Annotated in this window: 13 protein-coding genes; 3 read left to right on the forward strand and 10 right to left on the reverse strand. The window is 38.6% G+C overall.

All coding sequences use genetic code 11. From position 1 onward, the window contains the following. Positions 1–69: 69 nt before the first annotated feature. The 8 genes from CNR22_08005 to CNR22_08040 form a co-directional block, all read right to left on the reverse strand. Entirely contained in the window at positions 70–1,242 is a 1,173-nt protein-coding gene (locus tag CNR22_08005; GenBank protein PBQ31714.1) for a hypothetical protein, read from the reverse strand. A gap of 103 nt (positions 1,243–1,345) precedes the next feature. Then, complete coding sequence (locus CNR22_08010; GenBank protein ID PBQ31715.1) at positions 1,346–2,146, reverse strand: hypothetical protein; 801 nt, start codon at positions 2,144–2,146, stop codon at positions 1,346–1,348. Further along, complete coding sequence (locus tag CNR22_08015; protein ID PBQ31716.1) at positions 2,147–3,661, reverse strand: hypothetical protein; 1,515 nt, start codon at positions 3,659–3,661, stop codon at positions 2,147–2,149. Then, the gene (locus tag CNR22_08020; protein ID PBQ31717.1) at positions 3,661–5,262 is read right to left on the reverse strand and encodes a DNA polymerase/3'-5' exonuclease PolX; all 1,602 of its coding nucleotides are present in this window, start codon (positions 5,260–5,262) and stop codon (positions 3,661–3,663) included. The genes CNR22_08015 and CNR22_08020 overlap by 1 nt, the downstream gene beginning before the upstream one ends. Next, a complete protein-coding gene (locus tag CNR22_08025) occupies positions 5,259–5,942 on the reverse strand; it encodes a 2-C-methyl-D-erythritol 4-phosphate cytidylyltransferase (protein PBQ31718.1) in 684 nt (227 codons plus the stop codon). Before CNR22_08025 ends, CNR22_08020 begins: the two co-directional genes overlap by 4 nt. 66 nt (positions 5,943–6,008) lie before the next feature. Beyond that, positions 6,009–7,757: a peptide ABC transporter substrate-binding protein gene (locus CNR22_08030; GenBank protein ID PBQ31719.1), complete on the reverse strand. Its 1,749-nt coding sequence runs from the start codon at positions 7,755–7,757 to the stop codon at positions 6,009–6,011. Positions 7,758–7,860: 103 nt separating this feature from the next. After that, positions 7,861–8,622, reverse strand: a complete 762-nt coding sequence (gene xth, locus CNR22_08035) for an exodeoxyribonuclease III (GenBank protein PBQ31720.1) — start codon at positions 8,620–8,622, stop codon at positions 7,861–7,863. Between the two features lie 27 nt (positions 8,623–8,649). Beyond that, positions 8,650–9,039 carry a hypothetical protein gene (locus tag CNR22_08040; GenBank protein PBQ31721.1) on the reverse strand — a complete coding sequence of 130 codons (390 nt, stop codon included), beginning with the start codon at positions 9,037–9,039 and terminating at the stop codon, positions 8,650–8,652. A 130-nt stretch (positions 9,040–9,169) separates the two neighbouring features. Between CNR22_08040 and CNR22_08045 the strand changes: the two genes are divergently transcribed. Next, positions 9,170–9,655, forward strand: a complete 486-nt coding sequence (locus CNR22_08045; GenBank protein ID PBQ31722.1) for a hypothetical protein — start codon at positions 9,170–9,172, stop codon at positions 9,653–9,655. A 3-nt stretch (positions 9,656–9,658) separates the two neighbouring features. Here the strand turns inward: CNR22_08045 and CNR22_08050 are convergent, their stop codons facing one another. Further along, positions 9,659–11,524, reverse strand: coding sequence for a hypothetical protein (locus CNR22_08050; protein ID PBQ31723.1), 1,866 nt, complete (start codon positions 11,522–11,524; stop codon positions 9,659–9,661). A 128-nt stretch (positions 11,525–11,652) separates the two neighbouring features. Then, positions 11,653–14,400, reverse strand: coding sequence for a sodium-translocating pyrophosphatase (locus CNR22_08055; protein PBQ31724.1), 2,748 nt, complete (start codon positions 14,398–14,400; stop codon positions 11,653–11,655). A 216-nt stretch (positions 14,401–14,616) separates the two neighbouring features. On the opposite strand from CNR22_08055, the gene CNR22_08060 reads away from it, so the two are divergent. Then, a complete protein-coding gene (locus tag CNR22_08060; protein ID PBQ31725.1) occupies positions 14,617–16,143 on the forward strand; it encodes a hypothetical protein in 1,527 nt (508 codons plus the stop codon). Positions 16,144–16,212: 69 nt separating this feature from the next. Further along, a complete protein-coding gene (locus CNR22_08065) occupies positions 16,213–17,688 on the forward strand; it encodes a pyridine nucleotide-disulfide oxidoreductase (protein ID PBQ31726.1) in 1,476 nt (491 codons plus the stop codon). Positions 17,689–17,693 lie beyond the last annotated feature (5 nt).

Here is a 17,693-nt window from a genome sequence, read left to right on the forward strand (position 1 = left end):
ATTAGATATATACAAATTTAAGATTCCGCGTATCTATTACTATTGGAAAATTGTTAAATAGTGGTAAGGTTAATCCTTTACGATCTTCCTTGTCACAGTCCCTGACTCAGTTTTAACACTTACAGAATAAATACCGCGAACTAGCGCATTCAGAGAATGTTCCGATTTCCCGGTAACGTTATTCGCATTATTTTTAAATACAAGTCTGCCATCCACACTGTAAATCATAGTTTCTACATTTTTATACAGTTTTGTTCCAAAATCGAATTGAAGAGTTTCACTCACGGGATTAGGATACATAGAAATTGACTGCGACAAATCGTTTTCGTTAATTCCCACAACACCAAATTTTACGATAATCTGCATATCGCGAAGAACGTATCCATTTAGTTGGTAGGTTCCGAAAGTATTTTTACGCCACTCTTTCACAACAAATGCTACATTATATTCGGCTAGATATTGTGGTGTGCACCAGGACAAAAGCCCAGTTGTAGGGTTTATTGTAAATCCGTTCCAGCTAGACTCCGGATCAAAATACCCTGGAACAGTTTGACCGTTCTGTTCTCGGGGTGTGGAAATTTCATAAGAAAGGCTGTCCCCATCTGCATCAACGGCACCAGGATTATGCGTAAAACAAATAGAAAGTGAGGCCTGGTCAACGGGCGGATTTGTAAGCACAGGGGAAGAATTCACTCCCGTTGAAGCGTTTATTACCAACATAGATTCAATATAAAAAGGGATGTTAATTGAATTTGGAACATTACGAACTCCGCCGTTCCTATTAGGATCAAAAGTTCTGATCAAATAACTTCCCGCACCAGGATAGGTGTGAATAATTGTGTATTCATTGTACTTCACTTTATAAGAAGGCATATTTACAATCAGCGATCCGCATCCTATCGCTGATCCATTTACAGATCCACAACCACACGTAGTTGCACCGTTAACCCGAGGAGCGACACCCTTCGTATTATCTCCAAAATACACAGTATCTACACATCTATCAGCTATACCTTGTCCATCATCCGTGTATTTAATAACGGTAATAGAGTAGGTGTATACATTTACTGTAACGCCACTTTTAACTTGTGTAAAAGGTGCTATACGTTTGTAAAGAATTTCACCCGCACGGTTGTGGGTTGCTTTTGAAATGATTGCCAATAAACAAAACGAAAATAAAAGGATAGATTTTTTACTCGTGTTTTTAATAGTGCTGATGGGTTTGTGAAGCTTTGATTTCATAGTTGGGATTTTAATTTAAATCTACAAAAAGAAATTATCTTTCACAAGAGCCAAAGGCAAATACGGCAGCTTTTTCTTTATAAATGGTTCGGAAAAAACCGTCTTAAAATTCCTGCACCAACAAAGAATCTTTAAATGCCGAATACAATTTTTTATTGCTGTATTTTACACTTCTGGCTTTGCCCAGATTTGGTAGGGTTTTGCAAGCCTCTTCAAAAAGGGTGTAGTTATAACTGCAAAAACTACTATCTCTCTGAAAATAAATAATATCCTCACTCACCTGAAATTGCGGTAAATTTTTAATGGAAATAATTTTACTAAAAGCTCCGAAAATATCAAAGACATAAACGCCGGTTCCTGGCGAATTCAAATATAAGTAGCCATTGTGCTCCATCATGTAATTTGGATTGAGATCGGTTTGTAAAACCTGCTTCAAGTTTCCAGTAGAAGTTATACGTTTTGAATTTTCATCAAAACGATGGAGTTCATTGTTTTGTTTGTTATAGATCCAGAAACTATTGTTATTGCTGGCACAAACAAGATCCGTTTGCTCGTAACCAAGCTTTTCCAAAGAAACAATTTCGCTGTTAACTGAAAGCTGATTGTCTAGGAAGATCATTTGCTGGAAATCGCGGTAGTACAAAATAATTTTTAAAGGATTGGTGGCATCTACAGAAGTAATACTTCCCAGTTTGAGGTTACTGTAGCGGGCAAAAAATTTTCCGCTAGGCAAATATTTTATAAGTTCATCTTCCTTAACCGTATAAATATTCCCAATATTATCGGTTGTAAAAAAATCGAATTTGGTTATAATGACAAGGGGTTTTGTTTCCTCCTTTTGCAAAAAAGAAAGAAAGATAAAAGATAAAACTACCAGCAGGATTACTTTGTTTAAGCTGTTCATTTATGAATTTAGTTTCAAAATCTCTTCCAGAATTTTCCTGTCGTTACTCAATCTTGGTACTTTGTATTGTCCTCCAAGTTTGTCATTTGCCTTAAGCCAATTGTAAAAACTATGTTGCGGCATTTTTTTTACGTGAGGGAAATGCAGAACGAAATTATTGTAACGTTTAGCTTCATAATCGCTATTCTGTTTTTTTAAATTTTCATCCAGCACGGCAGCGAAGAATTCAAAATTATTTGGCTCCTTTTCAAATTCGATCAACCATTCATGTGCTCCTGAATTATTTTCCATAAACACAGGCGCAACCGTATAATCTTTTACCATAGCGTGTGTTTTTTCGCAGGCGGCAGCAATAGCAGCGTCGGTGTTATGAACCATCAACTCTTCGCCAAATACATTTATATGTTGTTTTGTTCTTCCCGAAATTACAAAGCGATAAGGATTCGTGCTTGTAAACCTTATCACGTCGCCTAACTGGTAACGCCACAAGCCGGCATTTGTTGTGATGATCATGGAATAATCCACGCCTGTTTTCACATCCTCTAAATGAATTACTTTTTTATGAGAATCGTTTGAAGATAAATCTTTAATATCGATAAATTCATAAAAGATGCCGTAATCAAGCATCAACAGCATTTCATCACTTTTTAACTGATCCTGTATACCAAAAAAACCTTCTGATGCATTATAAAGCTGCAGAAAATTTACTTTATTGGTCCCGAATAATTTGGTGAATTGTTCTTTGTAGGGCTTAAAGCTCACGCCACCGTGAAAATAAACTTCCAAATTGGGCCATACTTCGTCTATGGTTTTTGCGTTTTTTTTCTCCAGGATCCTTTTCAAGAGCACCAGCATCCAACTCGGAACACCCGCCAGGCTGGTCACATTTTCATCCATCATGCTCAGGGCAATTTTCTCAAGCTTGCTTTCCCACTCATCCATTAAGGCAATGTTAACGTCGGGAGCTCTGAAAAAATCGGCCCACATGGGAAGATTCTGAATAATGATAGCACTCACATCACCATGAAAAGAATTGTAATCTCCAAAATGATCTTCTTTAAAACTTCCACCCAACGCGAGGTTTTTCCCAGTAAACAATTGCGTATCGGGATTATTGTTGCATTGAAGCGTGATCATATCGCGCCCGGCATTGTAGTGGCAGCCATCCAGGCTTTCCTGGCTTACCGGTAAAAATTTACTTTTATCGGTAGTGCCACTGCTTTTTGCAAACCATTTAATTTCTGAATGCCACAGTAAATTTTGTTCTCCTCTTCTAGTTCTTTCTATTAAAGGCTTTAAAGATTCATAATCGTTAAGCGGAATGTTTTTTTTAAACTGCTCGTAATTTTTTATCTCAGAAAAATTATGTCCAAGCCCAAATTCAGTATTAGCTGCATCTTTCACCAAACTGTACATCCATTCGGTCTGCACATCAACAGGATACTTCATAAAAAGTTCTATCTGGTGCATGCGTTTTTTCATCAGCCAGCTAGCTATGGAATTAAGGATCGGCATTATTTTTTAAATTTTAGTACAAGTTCTTCCAAAGATAAGGCGTTTAAACAATTTTCTTTGTCCAGCATACCCTTACGCGCTACGCAAACGCCATAGTACATATCGTGAAAACCTTCCTTGTGATGTGCATCAGGATTTATAGAGATCATCACGCCTTTTTCAAGACAATAGGGAATCCAGCGCCAGTCGATATCCAAACGGTAGGGATGCGCATTGAGTTCTATTGAAACTTTATTAGCAGCACAAGCATCAATTACTTTTTTATGATCGATGGGATACCCATTTCTGGCAAGTAACAATCTTCCTGTTGGATGTCCTAGTATGGAAGTATAAGGATTTTCTACGGCCTTTATTAAACGTTCTGTAGCTTTTTCCAGGGTCATTTTTAAATTGGAGTGTATCGAGGCTACTATAAAGTCGAAGCTCTTTAGTACTTCTTCAGGGTAATCGAGAGAACCATCGTTTAAAATATCACTCTCTATGCCTTTTAAGATTTTGAAATTAGTGTAACCCTCATTTAATTTGTCGATCTCGTACTGTTGATCCATCACTCTGTCAATAGGCAAACCATTCGCGTAAACAGCCGTTTTAGAGTGATCGCAAATGCCGAAATAAGAATATCCCAAATCACGACAATAATCTGCCATTTCTTTAAGCGTATGCACGCCATCGCTGTAAGTAGAGTGATTATGTAAAATTCCTTTCAGATCGCTTAATTCAATTAATTGAGGGATAGCTTCTTTTTCAGCAAGCGCCACTTCGCCCAGTCCTTCCCTGAGTTCTGGTTCTATGTATTGCAAGTTTAATGCCTGATAAATCTCCGAATCATCTGAGAATTCTTTAGTATCCAGACTTGTAAAATTTATCTTGTCTAAATGCTCAGGGGTGGAAGTCAATTCTACATACTTATAAAAAAACTCTCCCGGTTCGCACTGAACGAACTTTATTTTTAAGGGAATAGACTTTTGCACTTCTGTAATATCAAACGACAATTCTCCGTCTATTAAAACCTCAATCCTGTCAATGATCTCTGACTTCCTTGCTAATTGTCCCACCACAGCAATCTGTAATTCACTCTGATGTTCCTGGATAAGTTCAACCAGGCTGGCAATGGGTTTTTCGAGAGAAGCATAATGAAATTTATTTGCGTTCGAAAGTTTGAATTCAATATTTTGTTTTACAGCGGCCTGTGTTTTTTCACCAAAACCTTTTAAAGTAATTAAGCGGTTTTCATTACAGGCATATAACAACTCTCCAACACTTTCCACCTGGAGATCGATCCAAAGCTGCCGCACTTTTTTAGGCCCCAGGCCTTTAATGCCAAGAATATCGATGACCCCCTGCGGTGTGCTGTCTTCAAGCTTTTTTAGTTCAGCAATGGTGCCAGTGCTTATTAATTCGAAAATCTTTGCGGAAATTCCTTTTCCTATTCCTTCAATGGCTTCAATATCTGCTTGTGATTTTCCTTCAAAGTCGTAACGCAGTTTTGATAATCTAAACGCAGCGTTGGTATAGGCTTTCGACTTGAAAGGGTTTTCGTTATGCAGATCCATTAATTTTGCGGTAAGCTCCAGAGCATCCGTTATATCATCGTTGGTCATTTATTGAGTAAAGCGTTTGCGATTATTAAATCATGAGGTGAAGTAATTTTAATATTTTCTTCGTTACCTTCTACTAAATTTATTGTTTCTCCGGTGGATTCTAAAACGGTAGCGTCGTCTGTAAATGAAGGACTATACTCCTGTTTAAAGGCAGTCTGAATTTTTGAGTTTAAAAAACATTGCGGTGTTTGAATAATTTTGTAGTCGTTCCTGTTTACAAAGTTATTTTGAGTACCACTCAGCTTTCTCATGCTTTCGTTTACAGAAACGCAGGGAATTGCATTTCCTTTCAGAGCGGCTATCTGGTAACACTTTGTTATTGTCTGCACTGAAACTAACGGGCGCGCCGCATCATGAATTCCGACAATCACCTGAGGATCTTCGATTAAATCTAATCCATTTTTTACAGATTCAAAACGTGTGTTGCCTCCCAATGTTATTTGAATATCGGCTTTGCTTAAACCTGATTTTTCAATCAGCTCTTTTAAATAGGTTTTAAAATCGTGGTGAACTGAAATAACGACTCGCATCGCGGAATTATATTCTAAAAAACGTTCGATAGTTTTTATAATAATTGCTTTACCACCAATCTCCAAAAACTGCTTGGGAAGATCGCTCTTCATACGACTTCCTACTCCTCCTGCTACTATGATTACGTATTGTTTCTGCACAAAATTCAAATTTCTAAATTAATAAAAAATCCCGATCAAAGTCTGACCGGGATTTAACAGCAATTGATAAGATTGCTACTTTTTTTTGGGAATGAGATAAGTGTATGACATATCCATATAATTCATTGGGTTTTCAGGCAGATTTCTGACATTTTTTTGCTCGAGCCTGAAATTTTCATCGTAAAAAAGTGGCATGCAGGGCGCCTCGTCCAGAACAATCTGCTCTGCTTTTGAAAACAATTTATACCGCTTTGCCTTATCACCTTCTGAGCGGGCCATCACAAATAAAGAATCGAAAAGTTTATTTTTAAACCGGCTAAAATTGATGTAAGACTTCTCCTGGTAATTTTGCGGAACGTGTTTTCCATAAAATAAAGTTAGGAACGATTCAGGATCAGGATAATCGGAAATCCATGCATAACGAAAGAAATCACTTTTACCGCTTTGAATATTTTCGATATGTTCGGGCCATGTTACCACATTCATATTTACGTTTACTCCCAGGTTTTCTTTCAGCATTTTCTGAACTACCAGCGCAACAAGAATATTTCTATCGCCCCCCCCACTGTTTAGTTCCAGATTAAACTCCGGCAAACCTTTGCCCTCAGGATATCCCGACAATTCCATAAGCTTTCTTGCAGAATCGGGATCATATTTATAGCCCTTTAAAGATTTGTAATCATAACCTTGTTTCTCAAACAGCTCGGTGTGCGGCACCATGCCGTAGTCTGCAGCGCGTCCTTCGCCTTTAATGGTATAATCTGCAATTTTTTGTCGATCGATAGCAAGATTAAATGCAAGGCGAATTTCTTTTATCGAAAAGAAAGGATTTGTCTGGAGATTAAATCCGTAATAGTGTGTGCTTAATGCAGGTGAAGAATAAATATCAAAATCAATGGTTTTTTTTCCACTTTCCATTTCGCCAAAAATATCGTGAAACATTTCCACAGGGATGCGGTAGATCATATCGAAATTACCCCGTCTGAATTCCATTACCTCCGTTTTTTTATCTGGAACAAAGCTCCATTTAATTCCATCGAGGTAAGGAAGCCTGATGCCATTTTTATCTACCGCCCAGTAATCCGGATTTTTTTTCATGATCACAGCTTCTCCCTCTTTAAAAGTTTCTATGTAAAATGGTCCGGTACCCACGCATTTAGTGCGCATGTCATTTCCATATTTCGATACGGCTTCTTTTGGATAGATATAACATCCTGGCATTGCTAGAATATTCAGAAAATTAGCATCGCCGTGAACTAAACGGATTTTAATAGTGGAGTCGTCTAACACGGTTATTCCACTAAATGTTCTGACTTTACCAGATTGTGATTCTGCAAAAAAGTCATTCGCTCCCTCCACCCTATCTTTAAAGGTTACATCATACTCGCTGTTATTTACATTGCGCGAACACAAATTTTCAAAGCAATACTTTACATCACTGGCAACTACCAATCTTCCTAAGCCATCCTTAAAGCAGGGATCTTTGTGAAACTTAACGTCGCTACGCAAATGAAAAGTATATTCCTTTAAATCCGGACTAATATCCCACGAGCGGGCAATAGCTGGAACTATATTAAGATCTGACTGATTATATTTCACAAGTCCTTCATAAACCTGCGAAGCGATATGGTAGCTTGAAATTTCGTTTATAGCTATGGGCATCAGGCTTTTTATTGCGTTTACCTCGTTTACCTTTAAAACGCCGCCTAAAAAAACGCCACCTTGTGCTCCTGAAGAAGATTTTGAACCTCCGTTTTTATCCCCGCCACATGAACATAAAACCAGGGTGATAATAATGATGCAGCTTGCTATACTATTTTTCATGTGAATTTCGCTTAGTTAACACTCTAACAAATATGGTGCAACAAAGCGTTAAAACCTAGATAAAATAAACAATTTAGATGAAGCCCTAAAAACTATAGACTACTTATTGTATTTCGAGGAGTACCGGACAATGATCGCTGTGCATAGCATCTGGTAAAATCACAGAGCGGGACAATCTTTCTTTCATACTTTCCGTACTCAGATTATAATCGATCCGCCAACCCAGATTCTTTCCCCGGGCACCTGCGCGATAACTCCACCAACTGTAGTGATGCGGATCCTGGTTAAAATGTCTGAAAGTATCTATGAAGCCCGAATTGATAAATTGCTCCATCCAATCGCGTTCTTCCGGCAAAAACCCGCTGGTGTTTGCATTCGACTTTGGATTATGAATATCTATAGCTTTATGACAAATATTAAAATCGCCACAAAGAATTAAATTTGGAATTTTAGTTTTTAAGTCTGCAATATAGCTGTTAAAATCAGAGAGCCATTTCATTTTAAAAGCCTGACGAATGTCGCCACTACTGCCGCTTGGATGATAGACACTCATAACAGAAAAGTCTTCGAAATCTACTCGCAAAATACGACCTTCATCATCATATTCTTTAATGCCGCAGCCATAAACCACATTTACCGGTTGTCTTTTTGTAAAAATAGCGACGCCACTATATCCCTTTTTTTGAGCTGGATACCAATAATGGTTGTAACCAAGCTCTTCAAATTCGAAAACGCCCACTTGTTCAGGATTCGCCTTAATTTCCTGAAGGCATAAAATATCCGGATCGGTAGCACGCATCCAGTCAATAAGGCCTTTGCTCATAGCAGCTCTTATGCCATTAACGTTATAAGTAATAATTCTCATAGGTAATTTAAGGCACGAATTTACACCTTATTTTTTGCTGCGTTTTTTAGTGGGAACTTTTTTCTTCTTTGTTTCCACCAAAGCTATTATTTTCTTGAGATAGGCGATTTCAGTTTTTAAGGCCTGGTTTTGTTGAGCGAGGCTTTCGTGCTTTTTGCCATATTCGGCTTCCGGTTCACGTACATGAAAGCTTTTTACTCCTTCATAAGCGTATTCTTTTTGTGCGGAATAAAGCGAGAAAAAATCGCAATTTAAAACTTTGCCAATTTTATGAAGTAGGTCGGTATCTACGCTCTCCCTTTCAAAAATATCGTAAACCACGTTTCTGCTCCTGCTAATTTTTTTAGCAAACACCGTAATTGCAAAATTCTGCCTATAAACCTCTTCTTTTATTTTTTTTCCAATGTGAATTCGCATCCTCAAAGTTACGGCCAGTCGAAAAAAAGCGGTTATAAACTATGTATTAAATTATAGTGCATATTGTATCTTTTTATAGTACATTTGATCAACACCAGTATTTCTGGAAATAAAACTTTAGTCCCAAACTATGCCTTATATTTTGACAGAAGCACCACTTATAGCATGCGAAGACAAGGGTGTATACAGATCTTCAACCACCATCTCATTAAAAAAAGAAATTTCTTCCCTGGCAGGAACCTTGTGCAAGTTTATTGTGCGGGCAAGAGATTGGAAAACAATTTCTGACACCGAACGTTATGTAGAAGTGGCTGTCGATGAAATTTCCGGCAGTGTAGTTCAGCACGGTTTGGTAATTGCCTATTTTTTTGAATCAGAAAGAACCGTTTCTCTTCCATTTACTTTTTACCAGTCCAAACGCGCACTATCTTTCCAACCTTCTTATGAAGCTGGCCGTGTTTTTATAACTATCCTTGGAAATTTTATTTTAAATCCGCAAATCGAGTATACATTCAGAATACTTGTAGTGAATAGTAGGGCCCTAAAACAACGAAAAAAAACGAATTGGTGTAATTTTGAACAGGCTATTAAAGTGCTGAATCTAATAAAGCAATAAATATTAATCTTTAATAAGCTTTACGGTTTCTGCATGGCCTGCATTTTTAATTTTAATGTAATATATTCCGGCAGAATAACCACTTATGTCTATTGAAGAAAAGCTTTGCTGGATTTTTTGAGACTGTAAAAGCTGACCAACAGCATTATAAACTTCTATAGTAAAGTTATTGCCTGAGCTTAGAGAAATTTGAACCACTCCATGTGTAGGATTGGGATAAATTTTTGCTAAGGCCATTTCCTTGCCCTGTTCATTAAGACCTGTGCACGCACTAACAAGAACAGAAACCACCTCTGAATTTTGACAACCAAACGCGTTCGTTCCGGTTACTGTGTAAGTAACATTAACCATTGGATTTATAGAAATGCTATTGCTTGTTGAACCATTCGACCACAAATAAGCAGATGCTCCACCTGCTGTAAAAATAACCGATTCATTTTTACAAATCGCGCTGCGTGAAGCAAGTGCAGTAACTTCCGGCAATGCGTTAACCGTTAAAGAACTGACCACAGGTTCAGAAATACATCCGTTGCCGCCGTTACCAATTACTGTATAAGAATATTCTCCAGTTAATGTGGGTGTGACTGATAGAAAATTCCCATTTACACCTATTACAGTGTAGCTGGTGGCAGTACTCTGGGCATTAATATTAAAGAAATCTCCGAGGCAGATAGCTCCATTATTCACGATAACTGTAGGTGTTGGTTTAACCTGAACGGCAACCGTTCCGTTTTTATATGACTGACAGCCAAACGAGTTTGTTCCGCTAACCGAATAAATTGTTGAGACTATGGGAGCATCTGTAAAAGTTGGCAAGCCAGTAAGATTTGCAGGTTGTATGGTATAAGACAAAGCTCCGGATGTATTTAGAGTGACTGTTTTGCCGGAACATATGATAGCGGGAGTTACACTAATATTTACCGTTGGAGAAGGATTTACATAAATATTAAGCGTTGAAGGAGCGGAAGTACCACAGGTATAGGTAGCGGTTAAAGAAAGGGCGCCGGTGCTACCCGCAAAAGCAGCGAAGGTACTCGACGAACTTGCACCGGCCCAGCCGGAAGGAAAAGACCAGTTATACGAAGTTATTGATGGGTTAAATGCTGCCTGGTAAAAATCGCTCGCACCCTGGCAGATGAGTGTACTCCCAGCAATAATAGAAGGCGGAGCCGGAGTAAAAGGAGAAAATTGATACGCGCTGTTAGTTCCGGACCAGGCAGCGAAATTACGACCTGGTGGCGTCGCACTTAAAGTACCTGTGGTATTTTCGATGCCCTGCGTACCATAGTAAGGACTTATTGGAATGTTTGCCGTGTGTATTTCGATGATGTTGGTTGTTTCATTTAAAACTATCTGTCCACTATTATAGAGGGGTAAAGGTGGAACATTGTTTATGGCATCGTACCAAATGGGAACATTGGTGTAGGTGAGAATAAATTGTCTGTTAGGGTAGCTACCAACCGTTGTGTATGAAATTGAACCTCCTGCCGAGACATCGAAATCATTCATCTGCAAAGCTACCAATCCATTTGGAGTTGCAGCAGTAGGAAAACTCTGCGGTGGATGCGAATACGCGGGGCTTCCAAACCCGAGTGGCACACCATAATCAAATTGCAAAAATCCATTGGTACAAACAATCACATCTGCGTAAGTACCACAGTAAAAGTCAAAATTAAACCCTATCGGAACTGACACGGTGCCGTCATCTGCAGTGGGTGCAAAAAAAGAATTCAGGGTGTAGCCATCATTAGCAAAAAGTGAATAACTGATAGGCGAAACATTGTAGGCTGAACAAGTAGCAACACATTGCGAACGACCCAAACCTATAAGAAAAAACTGTAAGAATACTGCTAGAAGAATTTTTTTCATTACCGAACACTCATCTGTTACAGATAAATTTACTAAAAAAACAACCTCTGTTTACATTTAAGGAAGCGCGGGGCAAAAAAAATCCCCGACCAGGGCCGGGGATTTAACATTTTAAGTAGTTGTTTTTATTATTGAGCTTGTGCAGCTTCCAATGTTACTTCGATTTTTACATTTTCAGAAGCTCCACCACCACTAATACCAAAATCGTTGCGATTGATGGTTGTTTCGCCATTAAAACCAATTACATTCGCTTTAACCTCTTCACCTTTGGCATTCCAGGTACTACCCGGAGTTGATCCTACATAATTAAATTTAAGATCCACATCTTTGGTAACACCTTTTAAAGTTAATTTTCCATGTGCTGTGTAAGCAAATTCGCCACCTTCATTTTTCACGATATCATTTGCTTCAAAAACAGCTTTTGGATTTTTTGCAACATCAAAATAATCGGCTTTATCTTTTAAGTGTCCATCACGCATAGTATTTTGAGTAGTTAAAGAAGCCATGTCCATGCGGATATAAATCTTAGCGCCTTGCGGGGCGTCAAAATGAACACTACCGCTGTCTACGCTAATAGTTCCGCGTGTATCACTAATAACGTGTTTTACACTGAACGCAACTGAAGAGTGAGCTCCATCAACACCATAAACACCTTTTAAATCAGCAATATCAGCATTCGCTGCAGCAGCAGCTGTACTATCCGTTGCAACTACAACGTTTTGCGTGTCGCTACCTACTTTGTTATCAGTACCAGTCATAGCAATGTAAGGCGCGATAACTAAAGAAACGATACTCATTAATTTGATCAGGATATTCATAGATGGTCCGGAAGTATCTTTGAAAGGATCACCCACAGTATCACCTGTTACAGAAGCTTTGTGCGGCTCCGATTTTTTGTAGAACATTTCTCCATTAATAAGAACGCCTTTTTCAAAAGATTTTTTTGCATTGTCCCATGCACCACCGGCGTTACTTTGAAAGATTCCCATTAACACACCCGACACGGTAACACCTGCTAACAAGCCACCTAAAACTTCTGGTCCGAATACAAAACCAACGAGAACCGGTGTAATTAAAGCAATTGCACCTGGCATCATCATTTCGCGGATAGAAGCTTTTGTAGAAATAGCAACACATTTTTCGTATTCTGGTTTTGCTTTGTACTCCATAATTCCCGGAATTTCACGGAATTGACGACGTACCTCCTGAACCATGTCCATAGCCGCTTTACCAACCGCCTGAATACACAATGCTGAGAAAATAAAAGGAATCATTCCTCCCACAAATAAGCCTGCCAATACAGGAGCTTTGTAAATATCGATAGCATCAATACCTGCAATACCAACAAAGGCTGCGAATAAAGCCAACGAGGTTAAGGCTGCAGAAGCAATCGCAAATCCTTTTCCTGTAGCCGCCGTAGTATTTCCTACCGCATCTAAATTATCGGTACGTTCACGCACTTCAGGAGGTAGTTGGCTCATTTCTGCAATACCACCGGCGTTGTCAGCGATAGGACCGAATGCGTCAATAGCTAATTGCATTGCTGTTGTAGCCATCATACCAGCCGCCGCGATAGCCACACCATATAAGCCAGCGCAGTAGTATGAACCCATAATACCCGCAGCTAAAGTTAAGATCGGAATAACTGTAGACTTCATACCTACTGATAAACCACCGATAATGTTAGTAGCGTGACCTGTAGAAGATTGTTGAATAATAGACATTACCGGAGGTTTTCCCATTGCAGTGTAATATTCCGTAACAATACTCATTATAGCACCAACAACCGTTCCTACCACAATTGCTCCAAAAACGTTGATACTTGAAAATTCATACCCACGCAACATTAGTTTTTCAGGTAACATCCACATCACAATAAAATAAGAAGCTACAACTGTTAGAAGCATAGAAGCCCAGTTACCCATGTTTAAAGCGTTCTGAACATTTGATTTTTCATCTTTAATAGTAACGAACCAGGTTCCAACGATAGAGAAAAGAATTCCTAAACCGCAAATAACCATTGGTAACAAGATTGGTGACATACCACCAAAATTATCTTTCACAATAATCTCTTGTCCTAATACCATAGTAGCAAGAATTGTAGCCACATAAGAACCAAATAAGTCGGCTCCCATTCCTGCAACGTCACCCACGTTGTCACCTACGTTATCGGCAATAGTAGCAGGATTACGAACGTCATCCTCAGGAATTCCTGCCTCAACCTTACCTACTAAATCCGCTCCAACGTCAGCAGCTTTAGTATAAATACCGCCACCAACACGGGCAAATAACGCGATAGATTCAGCTCCTAAAGAAAAACCAGTTAACACTTCAATAGCTGTCTTCATGTGAAGCACATCTACTACACCGTCGCCGCCAATAACATTAAATGCTTTTAAGAAAACTATAAATAAACCTCCAAGACCTAAAACTGCTAAACCTGCAACACCGAGACCCATAACAGTTCCACCAGTGAAGGAAACTTTTAAAGCTTGTTTTAAGCTTGTACGAGCTGCCTGTGTGGTACGAACATTAGCTTTAGTAGCCACTTTCATACCAATGTATCCTGCAGTGGCAGAAAACACGGCGCCAATAATAAAAGAAATTGATATGATCCAGCTGGAGTGGATGGCTATGCCATTCACCTCATGTACTGTTCCTGAATAGGCTAATAACGCCGCTGCAAATACAACGAAAATGCTTAATACTTTCCATTCTGCTTTTAAGAAGGCCATTGCTCCATCGGCAATATAACCGGCAAGCTCCTGCATGTTCTTATCACCTGCATCTTGTTTACTTACCCAGGCAGATTTAATTGCCATCACTATTAATCCAACAATCCCCAGAAGCGGGACTAAATAAATAACATTATTCATAATTTTTGTTTATAAGGGCGCAAAAATAGGGAATTTGTTGGAAATAAAAAATTATATAAAAGCTTGATAATCAGTTTATCATAAAAAAATCAGCGAATTTATGCCCTGAATTTGGCGAGGCTATTTTACTCCCAATTTTTAAATACGGAAAAAACTCACCGCCATTTGACAGAAAATATTTATCACCTTTTTTGCTATCTTTAATTCAGGTCAATTATGAAACGAATCATTTTCGCCTTCTGTTGTTTTTTATTCTCCGGCTATTTTTATTGCCAGGATACAAGAATAAGTTGGGGACCTGATCTTTTTAAACCGAGAAAATCAGACATAATCCAAATTATAGGTTCGGATCAGAATTCTTTTTATTGCCTGCGTAGTTTGAAATTATTTTTTGGTACCGGTACTTCGCTCGAAAAATATTCCATTTCTAAACTGAAGCTTGAGTACATTAAAGAGTTTAAACTTCCCAATATAAATAACAGTGAACTTAATTTCGAAAAGATTTTTTTTATGAAGGGGGTTTTGCTGGTATTTGCATCGGCTTATGACAAAGCGAGGGATCAAAAAGTTCTTTACCTTGAAAAAATCGATGCTGCAAGTGGCACTGTTTCGACTCCTTTTGAAGAAGTTGACGCGATTAAAGCAGCTAAACATCGCAATGAAAGTTCCTTTAACTTCACGCCTTCATGCGACAGCAGCAAAATTCTTATAAGCTATACAGAGTTCGTCGAAAAAGCTGTCAATCCTAAGCTTCACTTTAAACTCTTAACTGGTCAGGGAATGGTGCTCTGGTCGTCGGAGGTCGAATTTCAAAACAAAGAAAAATTCTATTCAGTTTTAAACTGCCAGCTCGATGAAGATGGCAAAGTCTTTTTACTAGCAAGTACAGTAACGCGACCATCGCAGCCCGATAAGGAAAAACCTGAAAATGCCCACTCCCTTTTGATTTATAACTATCCGGAAAAAAGATTCAAAGAACTCGATATTTCTCTTAATGATCAATTTATAAGCGCCATAGATCTTTTAGTAGTTGCCAAAAAAACGCTGGTTGTTGCAGGGCTTTATGCGAATAAAAATCAGTATAAACATGCTGGTACATTCTTTATGAGCATTGACAGAAGAAGCGGACAAATTATTACGCGGGGACAAGACAATTTTCCCAAAGAATTTTTAATGGGATTTACATTTGATAATGATCCCGAAAAAGAAAACGAATTGTACAACTACAGGATCACTGGCATGATTTCAAAAAACGATGGCGGCATTTATCTTTTAGCAGAACAGTATTACGTACAAACCGAAACTACCTATCATTCGAGGATGGCGGTGAGTAGTTTAAATCATTATTATTTTAACGATATCGTGGTAGTTAATATAAGTCCTAATTCTTCTATCCGTTGGGCAAAAAAGATCCGCAAACTACAGCATACCATAAACGAGGAGGTCAACTATTCTTCCTATTCTTATTTTGGTTCCGAAGAAAAACTGCATTTTATGTATAATGATCATCCTAAAAACATTTCGTCAAAAACAAAAAGACTCAGAGATGGCATCGGAAAAAATATGACGACCGTTATTACCTCTGTAGATGCGAATGGTAATTCTGAAAGCTATTCTATTTTCAAACCCACAGAGTTAAAAATGCACGTAAGACCTAAAACGACCATAACTTTGGCCTCAAACCAATTTCTATTTTATTCCTTTAGAAAAAAAGAATCCAAATTTGGCATCATTCATTATTAAATCGAGAAAATTTTATCGTACTCACAGACACTTATCGTGTAATTAAAAATAGTACCTTCAACCTGAATTATGGAGCATTACGATCTAATAGTTATTGGCGGGGGCCCCAGTGGTTATGCAGGAGCCATGCGCGCAATCGATTTTGGGAAAAGAGTTTTACTCATCGAAAAAAGAAGAATTGGCGGCGCAGGCGTTTACGACGGTGTACTCACTTCTAAAACCTTATGGGAACAAGCATTAAAAACAGCGTCTATCCGCGAAATGATTCCTGATTATGAAGTTAATTTTGATAGCATAAAAGAAATTGTAAATGCTGCGGTTTATGAACGCAAAACCCAAATGACACTTCATTTACAGCTACTTCATACCCTTCCCAAACAACTTTTTACTTATGAAAAAGGCTTCGCTTATCTGCTTGACAAAAACACGGTAAGAATAACCAAAGAGGATGGTAAAACAAAAGAAGTAAGCGCAGATAATATTTTAATTGCAACAGGAAGCCGCCCCCGTATACCGGCCAACATTGAAGTGGACGAACAAACTATTGTTACTTCAGATGGTATAAAAAACTTTCCTTCCTTTCCAGACAGCATGGTAGTTTTGGGAGCTGGTGTTATTGGTTGTGAATTCGCTACTATTTTTTCGGCTTTTGGAAAGACGAAAGTTTTTTTGATTGATAAGGCAGACCGCATTTTACCTTTTGAAGACGAAGATGTAGCTGACGTGGTAAAAAACAATCTTCAGCTCCAGGGCGCAGAAGTTCACCATGGCGCATCTTTAAAACGGATGGAAATTAAAGACGGTAAAGTTGAATACGAACTCGAATATAAAAACGGAAGTACTGAAATCTTAACAGTTGATAAAGCCTTGATCTCTGTGGGACGTGTGCCCAATGTAGAGAATCTTGGGCTTGAAAATGCAGGAGTTAAATTAAACGATCGCGGCAGTATCTGGGATGATGACACACAAACCAATATCAGCAATATTTATGTGGCTGGAGACGTAACAACTGAAGTGGCTCTTGTTAACGTGGGTGAAAGAGAAGCTCGTCATGCTGTAGTCAGAATGTTTGGCCCCACAGTTAAACCACTTTCGTATAAAAACATAAGCACTATTATGTTTCTCAATCCTGAAGTTGCCTCTGTGGGAATGAGCGAGCAAGAATGCGTTTCAAAAAACATTCCTCATAAAGTAGTGAAACTGGATTATACTATAAATGCCCGCGCCATTGCTATGCGCAAGACAACCGGTTTTTTTAAAATTATTGTGACTAACGACAACGGCATGCGCATACTTGGCATGCGTGTTGTGGGTGAACACGCCAGTAGCGCTATTCAGGCGGTTGCTTACTTAATTTACACTAACCAGGGCATTCGCGATCTGGCCGATATGATGCATCCTCACCCGAGTATTACCGAGGGTGTGCAGGAATGTTTACGTATGCTCCTGAACAAATCAATTTATAAACCCTATGTGTTTAAAGACCGCTTAAAATGTTTTGTATGCGAGAATGGAGTCTGCACGCCTATTGAAAGCCTTGTGTAATTTTA

It is taken from the genome of Sphingobacteriaceae bacterium (assembly GCA_002319075.1).
GTDB lineage: Bacteria > Bacteroidota > Bacteroidia > B-17B0 > Aurantibacillaceae > Aurantibacillus.

Coding starts and splice junctions, on each gene's coding strand:
- CNR22_08005 (PBQ31714.1), bottom strand. CDS start 1,242: ATGAAATCAAAGCTTCACAAACCCATCAGCACTATTAAAAACACGAGT.
- CNR22_08010 (PBQ31715.1), bottom strand. CDS start 2,146: ATGAACAGCTTAAACAAAGTAATCCTGCTGGTAGTTTTATCTTTTATC.
- CNR22_08015 (PBQ31716.1), bottom strand. CDS start 3,661: ATGCCGATCCTTAATTCCATAGCTAGCTGGCTGATGAAAAAACGCATG.
- CNR22_08020 (PBQ31717.1), bottom strand. CDS start 5,262: ATGACCAACGATGATATAACGGATGCTCTGGAGCTTACCGCAAAATTA.
- CNR22_08030 (PBQ31719.1), bottom strand. CDS start 7,757: ATGAAAAATAGTATAGCAAGCTGCATCATTATTATCACCCTGGTTTTA.
- xth (PBQ31720.1), bottom strand. CDS start 8,622: ATGAGAATTATTACTTATAACGTTAATGGCATAAGAGCTGCTATGAGC.
- CNR22_08040 (PBQ31721.1), bottom strand. CDS start 9,039: ATGCGAATTCACATTGGAAAAAAAATAAAAGAAGAGGTTTATAGGCAG.
- CNR22_08045 (PBQ31722.1), top strand. CDS start 9,170: ATGCCTTATATTTTGACAGAAGCACCACTTATAGCATGCGAAGACAAG.
- CNR22_08050 (PBQ31723.1), bottom strand. CDS start 11,524: ATGAAAAAAATTCTTCTAGCAGTATTCTTACAGTTTTTTCTTATAGGT.
- CNR22_08055 (PBQ31724.1), bottom strand. CDS start 14,400: ATGAATAATGTTATTTATTTAGTCCCGCTTCTGGGGATTGTTGGATTA.
- CNR22_08060 (PBQ31725.1), top strand. CDS start 14,617: ATGAAACGAATCATTTTCGCCTTCTGTTGTTTTTTATTCTCCGGCTAT.
- CNR22_08065 (PBQ31726.1), top strand. CDS start 16,213: ATGGAGCATTACGATCTAATAGTTATTGGCGGGGGCCCCAGTGGTTAT.